The sequence below is a fragment of the Pseudomonadota bacterium genome (genome assembly GCA_010028905.1).
Lineage (GTDB): Bacteria > Vulcanimicrobiota > Xenobia > RGZZ01 > RGZZ01 > RGZZ01.
In genome coordinates this window covers 1-6,507 of record RGZZ01000294.1, presented here as the reverse complement: position 1 = coordinate 6,507, position 6,507 = coordinate 1, and the positions used below count along the sequence as shown (strand labels likewise).

Here is a 6,507-nt window from a genome sequence, read left to right as displayed (position 1 = left end):
AGGTGCTTCCGCTCATCATCTCGGCGGCCGCGTCGCTCGTGCTGGTGCTCGCCGGAGCACTTCCCTACGTACGAAAGAAGCGCCGTGAAGCCCTCATCGCCGCCGACAAGGCCAAGGAGGCGCAGGCCGAGGCCGACGCGGCGGACACCCGGGCATCCAACGCCACCTCGCAGGCCTTCGCCCTGTCGAAGATCCCCCTGCCCGTAGACTACCGCGTGGGCGAGTACCGCATCATCGATCTGCTGGGCGAAGGGGGCATGGCCTCGGTCTATCGGGTCGAGAGCGCAGCGGGCGATCGCTTCGCCATGAAGGTGCCCCATTCCAATTGCCTCAAGGATGCCGAGTTCCTCGCCCGCTTCCAGCGCGAGATCGAGATCGCCCGCTCCATTCAGCACCCCGCGGTGCTGCGCATCTATGACGCCGGCACGTACACCACGCCCCAGTACTCCCAGGTGCCGTATCTCGTCATGGAGATCGTGAAGGGCAAGCCGCTCGATGAGGTCATCGAAGAGAAGAGCCCTCTTCCCATCGGTCAGGTGGCCCGATGGGCGCGGGCCATCGTCGACGCCCTGGGTGCAGCCCACGCGAAGCAGATCATTCACCGCGACGTCAAGCCGCAGAACGTCATGCTCACCGACAAGGGCGAGATCAAGCTCATGGACTTCGGCATCGCCCGCGCCTCGAGCTCGGCCACATTGACGCGCCAGAGCGGGGCCATCGGAACCCCCTACTACATGGCCCCGGAACAGATCGGTGACAGCCGCAACGTCGATGAGCGCGCCGACATCTACGCCATGGGCGTGGTCATCTACCAGATGCTCACGGAGCGCCTGCCGTTCGACGAGGCAGATGTGATGGCGCTCATCACCAAGGTCATCATGGAGGACCCGCCTCCGCCGCGCGACTTCCGCCCCGAGATTCCCGAGGCCTTCGAGGCCCTGGTGCTGCGCATGCTGGCCAAGAGTCCGGATGATCGTCCGCACTCGGCTATCGAGGTGGCGTCACAGCTTTCGGCCTTCGTCGATCTCTGAGGCGGGCGCGCGCACCTGGGGACTACGCGGACTGGCGTTGCGCTCGCGCGCGGGTCGAGCGCGGAGCCTGCCGTCTCTGGCAGGATCGCCTCAGGGGATCTCCTGCCAGTAGCACACCTTGCGGTCGGCGTAGTCGTGCAGCACCTTCAGGTAGGCGGGGTCCCAGGTCAGGTTCACCGAGCGAAAGGTGAAGCGGCTGTCCGGCCCGACGCTTGCGCCATCTGGCGTGAAGACGCCGCCGCGGATGTACATGCCCGCGATGCGGCGCTGGCCGATCTGGATGTACGAGCCGGTGAAGGCGCTCGAGAGGCTCTTGGTTCGCAGGGTGTTGAACAGCGTGATGTCAGTCGAGCTTGTGAGGGTCTTGTCGTAGGGCTCCATGGCGACCTCGTTCTCGGCCAGCACGAGTCCGTTGAGGTTGCCGCCCGCGCGGGTCACCAGAGACCGTGCGTACAGCACCATGCCGTTGTCGCCCCCGTCGATGAACCCGTCCTTGAAGGTCACATCGCCCGTCGCCCAGAGCAGCGACTGGTTGCCGAACAGGCGCTTGGGATGGTCGGAGAAGGCCACGTCTCCGTTCACCTGCAGCTGAGCATCGTTGAGCACCAGCTCCGTTGCGGTAGAGGCGGAGCCATCGGCCATGGCGCCCACGAGATTGCCGTTCACCTTCCAGTTGCCCGCGGGTATCGTGAACGCCGTCGTGCTGTGCGTCCCGTCGCTCATGATGGCGTAGCAGCTTGCGCCGGACGATGAGACGTACGACGCGAGATAGGCCCCCTGGTTGGCGGCCCGGTTGTCGTAGGTGAACGTTGCCGCCAGATCGGTCCAGCTGCTCGCGTCTGGCAGAGCGACCGGGGGATATCGGCTCTCGGTGGTGCCGAACTTCGTTCCGGAGACCGCGTTGCTCCGAGAGGTATCGACGTAGATCGAGCTGGTGCTCTTGCTGGCGACGCGCAGGTAGCCCTTGATGCCATTGTTGCTGCTCGATACCCACGAAGGCGGGACGGCGTCAGGGTCGAGGCGTCTGCCCACGTTGATGACGGGGTCGTTGCCGTTGTATGTCCGAGCAGTGAATACGTCGCCCGTGACGATGGAGGGAAGCACGGCGGTGTCCGAACCGGTCTCGGTGCCACCCACGTCGATGTAGCAGGGCGTGCTGAGGGCGTAGTCCCAGCGGCGCGAGATCACGCACTCGACGTGCTTCTCGACGCCGTTCACCACCCCCGTGGCGATGAGATCGATGCAGAAGGGCGGCACGGTATCGGGCCCTCGCCAGCCATCGGCCGGCTCGCTGCTCTTGAGGTTGTCGACGCTCCAGTAGGGCTTGCTCTTGTTGAACGTGAGGTAGCAGCTTCCGGGGAGACGTGAGCCTGGAATGGGATAGGGGGTTCGCTGGTCTGAAAGGGGGGTCGCCCCCCGGAGGCTGATGCTGCTGAGCACGCGCGCGGTGGAGAGCACGAACCGGGGGCTTGGCGGTGGCGCGTTGTCGGAGTCGTACAGGTACTGGCTGATGCCGGCGCGCGCCACCTCGAGGGCCAGATTGCGGTTCAGCTCGCTGTTCGACAGCTGCAGGTTTCCGGTGGCGAGAACGGCGAGAGCGAGGCCGATGACGAGCACCAAAAAGACGATCATCAGGGTCGACGGGAGAATGCCGCCTCTTCTCTGGTGGTGCCTCACTACCGCGTGAGTTTCCCATTCACCGCGGTTGTCAGGGCTGTCGAGGGTATAATCGACGACGCGCTGACCGTTCCGGCCTGAAGGTCTGTGATGGCCGACGTCGACAGGTTGAGCACCTGGCTCACGTTGATGGCCAGGCTTTTATCGCTCACGAGGGTCGGGGTGTTCGTGAGAATGTTGTTGCAGAAGGTCACGCGCGCGCTCTGGAACGTGTCAATAGGCAACACGTAGGGGCGTATGCTCATCGTTCGACCGAACGGGTAGGCCTTGAGCACGCCGTTCTCGAGCACCACGCTGCCGCTCAGGGTCGAGGTCACCGTGTCGTCGCCGCAGGTGATGGAGACGCTCACCGGGTTCCCTCCGGAGAGGGTGGAGGCGGAGAGCGCCTGCACGTCGTTGACCACGATGGCGTCATTGTCGTCGGGGGTGAACGTGGTGAGGGTGAGATCGTCCGGGTCTTTATCCGGTGTGGTGAGGGCAATCTCTTGCCGGCGCAGGGTGGAGCGAGCCGCGTCTCGGTAGTAGACCACGTGCTTCTGCCAGACGATCTCTCCGTACTGGTCGTGCTGGATGATTCCATTCTGCTGGGCAGAGAGGAAGCTGAATCCGTCGCGGTTGGGCGCCGAGGTGGCACGGTACGCGGTCACGGTCTTGACGTCAGACTGCTGGAGGTCGGAAGTCATGCGATGCATCGCTTTGAGCGCCGCCTGCTGGGCGGAGGCGTGGCGCTGCGCGGTCACCCACATGTTCAGGCCTTGAATCAGCAAGGCCCCGACGGTGACGAGAATGCCCAACCCCACCACTGCGCTCACCAGGGTCTCGATGAGGGTCATGCCGCGCTGACGCGTGGGCTTCTTCATCTGGTCGGGCTCGATCCGGGAGCCGGTGTGGGAGGCGTAGCGGACGGGGGATCGTCGGGGTTGTTCTTGACGGTCTCGTTCTTCTGGAACCCGAGGTAGTTCTTGTAGATCCGGCTGGAGTACACCACGGGGGCCTGCATGCCGTTCCACTCCACCTTCACCACCACGTCCATGAGGGTCGCGTCCTGGGTTGTGGGGTTCGTGCTGTTGGGCGTTGCGTGAATGGCGTACATGTCGTAGGTGATGCTGTAGTCGACGCCGTTGACCGTCTGCTTGCTTGCGGAGTGGAAGGCTGGAATGCTTGCGTCCGGTGCCGGGGTTTGCAGCGAATCGCCCTTCGTGGCGCGCGCCGTGCTCATGGCCTGGCGGGCAAGGCTGGTGGCGGTCTGCAGATGTTCGGCCTGCTTGAGCGCGCCGCGGCCCATGGGGAACAGCCCCAGTACCGGGATCAGTACCATGGACACCAGCATCGTGGCCACAAGAACCTCGGTGAGCCAGAAGCCCGCCAGGCGGCGTCTGCGGCGTGGGAGAGCATCGAGCAGGTCGGGCGGGGTGGCGCTCACAAGGGCGGTGGCGACGGCGGATTTCGAGGTGCCTTGCAGGTTGCCCATGGGTTATTGTTACCGTCAAAACCGGTGTGAGACAAGGGCGGGCGCTTGAAGCGGCTTCCTGTGGCCGGGTGAAGCCGCACCTCTGGCAAGCCTTCTGGGCGGAGATCGGCCTTTTCGGCCGATCTCCTACGCGGTGATCGAGACTCTCGTGCCCAGAAGCGACCGCTCCCGCGCCGCCGCTTTGGCGGCGCCGATGGGGGCGACGTAGCGGGCCGAGATCTTCTTCCAGCTGTGCTGCTCCTCGACGTAGCGCATGGCGTTCCATCGCGCCTGGGTGGCTTCGGCCGGGGTGTGGGTGTCGAGGGCCATGGCCTCGTCGAGGGCGTTGCGCAGCTTGCGGCTGGCATTGTCGAGCACGGCCTGCTGGGCGGCATCCGGCCCCTGGCCCTTCGTGCGCGCGTCGAGGGCATTCCAGAATGCGGGCACATCGAACGGCTGCATGAACACGCCGGTGCGCCCGTACGGCTGGAGGGCGGCGGGGGTCTCAAGCCCCTTGCCCGGGTCGGCCACCGTGGCACGCAGCCCATCGACCGCGTGCACGATGGGCAGGGCGCCCACCCGCATGGCCTCGAGCTGGCTCAGGCCGTAGGGCTCGTAGGTGCTGGGCAGCACGAGGAAGCTCGATCCTGCGGCAAGACGCACCACCTTCTGGTTGTCGACGAACCCCGGGAAGCTCACGCGTCCCTGCAGCTGCGGATCTTGCCGAAGTGTCTCGACCCAGGCCTGCACGTCGGCCGGTGCCTTTTCGAGGTTGATGCCCGCCACGACAGCCTGGGCCTTCGGGTTCTGGCGGAGGAAGTCACCGAGCTGATCCATCAGCATGGTAAACCCCTTCTGATACGGCTCGGGCCGCGCAATCCAGCTGAACACGACGGCGTCTGCGTCTTGCGTGAGCCCCATCTCGCGCTGCATGGCGAGGCGGTTGCGCTGCTTGAAGCCATCGAGCGCGGGCAGATCGCGCGCAGCGTGGGTGCCGAAGCCTGCGGGCAGATCGGTGTAGCCGTTCTCGCGCAGGTTGGGGTTGTCTCGGGGGGAGTACTGGTCAGAGAGGCCGTGGTGCATGTCGAACACCCGACCGGCGTCACGTTGCGCCTGAAGCGCGCCCACGAACGCGCTGTCGCCCACCAGGCCGCTTGTCAGGCGCTCCACATAGAACGCGTTGCCGATGACGGCGTCGGCCTTCTCGAGGCCGATGCGCAGCGGGGAGTAGGTCGTCGCGCCGGCGCAAGGGGCCTTGAGCCCGTTGACGCGGCAAGCGTAGTCGAGATCGCGCGCCTCGTCATAGGTGTTGTGCAAGAAGAAGATCTTGCCCAGGCCTTCGGCGTGCTGCGGGTCGAGCTCGTTGAACATGGGAGAGGTCAGCCAGTCGTGGGCGATGAGGAAGTCGAGCTTGCCGTCGAAGCGCTCGACTGAAGGGGCTGCCGGCTGCTCGTCGCACCCCGCTTTCTCGGTTTTGTTCAGCGACGGCATCAGGCGGGCCACAGCGCGGGCGAACAGCTCGCGCACCCGCCCGCGCCCTTCGGTCTCTCCCACCGGTTTGCCGGAGGGTCTGCTGGCCTCTGATTGCGGTGCAGCAGGGCGCGCTGTGGGGAGCGCGGCACGTTGCGCCGCCTGCTTGTCGCCGTCGAGGGCCGGGATGAAGGCGCTGGCGGCGCGGTTGTACATCATCACCGACTTGAACAGCGCATCTTCGCCGATGCCGGGCACGGCTTTGTCCCTGGGCGTGTAGAGCAGATCTTGTGAGCCGAAGTACTTCTCGTTCTCAATGGTGTACAACACGGGCTTGCCGGGACGCGCGCACTGCAGCAGCTCGAACGTCTCAGCGGTGCCGTCGAAGCCCGTGAGGGTGGTGGTGACACCCGTGCGGTCGAAGTCGAGACCGCTGTTCTTCAATGGCCGCAGGTGGGGCATCATGACCCGCACGTCCTTGCCCAGGTACTGATTGAGCACCTCTGGCGCCGTCTCCGAGACCTGACCGAGACCGCCGGCCACCGCGAACGGCGCGAGCTCGACCGTGACCCAGAGCCCGTTGCGCCCGCTGTCACGAAGCGCTTCACGGTCGGCGGCGGGGATGACGTCACCGGTCGGGAGGGGCCGACCGGCGCGCAGTGCGCCCACGGCGGAGCGGAAGACCTCGGAGAGGCACCGACGGCTGCTCTGGAGGGCGGTTGCGCGCGAGGAGGACCCTTCGGCGAGGCCACGGCTCGGGAGAGCGCTCTTGTGAGCCCAGGGGCGAACGAGATTGTCGATCTGCACGGGGGGGCATTCCTTTCACCCCCATCGTGCCAAACGGGCGTGCAAGAACCTTGAACGCTTCGTGAAACGGTC

Annotated in this window: 5 protein-coding genes; 1 reads left to right on the top strand and 4 read right to left on the bottom strand. The window is 65.7% G+C overall.

The window, feature by feature from the left end:
* The first annotated feature begins 2 nt into the window (after positions 1–2).
* Positions 3–1,031, top strand: a complete 1,029-nt coding sequence (locus EB084_17215) for a serine/threonine protein kinase (protein NDD29998.1) — start codon at positions 3–5, stop codon at positions 1,029–1,031.
* 90 nt (positions 1,032–1,121) lie between these two features.
* Here EB084_17215 and EB084_17210 read toward each other — a convergent pair whose 3' ends face one another.
* The 4 genes from EB084_17210 to EB084_17195 form a co-directional block, all read right to left on the bottom strand.
* Entirely contained in the window at positions 1,122–2,663 is a 1,542-nt protein-coding gene (locus tag EB084_17210) for a hypothetical protein (protein ID NDD29997.1), read from the bottom strand.
* A 44-nt stretch (positions 2,664–2,707) separates the two neighbouring features.
* Complete coding sequence (locus tag EB084_17205; protein NDD29996.1) at positions 2,708–3,568, bottom strand: hypothetical protein; 861 nt, start codon at positions 3,566–3,568, stop codon at positions 2,708–2,710.
* Positions 3,565–4,179: a type II secretion system protein gene (locus EB084_17200; protein NDD29995.1), complete on the bottom strand. Its 615-nt coding sequence runs from the start codon at positions 4,177–4,179 to the stop codon at positions 3,565–3,567. Before EB084_17200 ends, EB084_17205 begins: the two co-directional genes overlap by 4 nt.
* A gap of 126 nt (positions 4,180–4,305) precedes the next feature.
* Positions 4,306–6,435 (bottom strand): glycosyltransferase, encoded by a 2,130-nt coding sequence (locus EB084_17195; protein ID NDD29994.1) that lies wholly within the window; start codon positions 6,433–6,435, stop codon positions 4,306–4,308.
* Positions 6,436–6,507 lie beyond the last annotated feature (72 nt).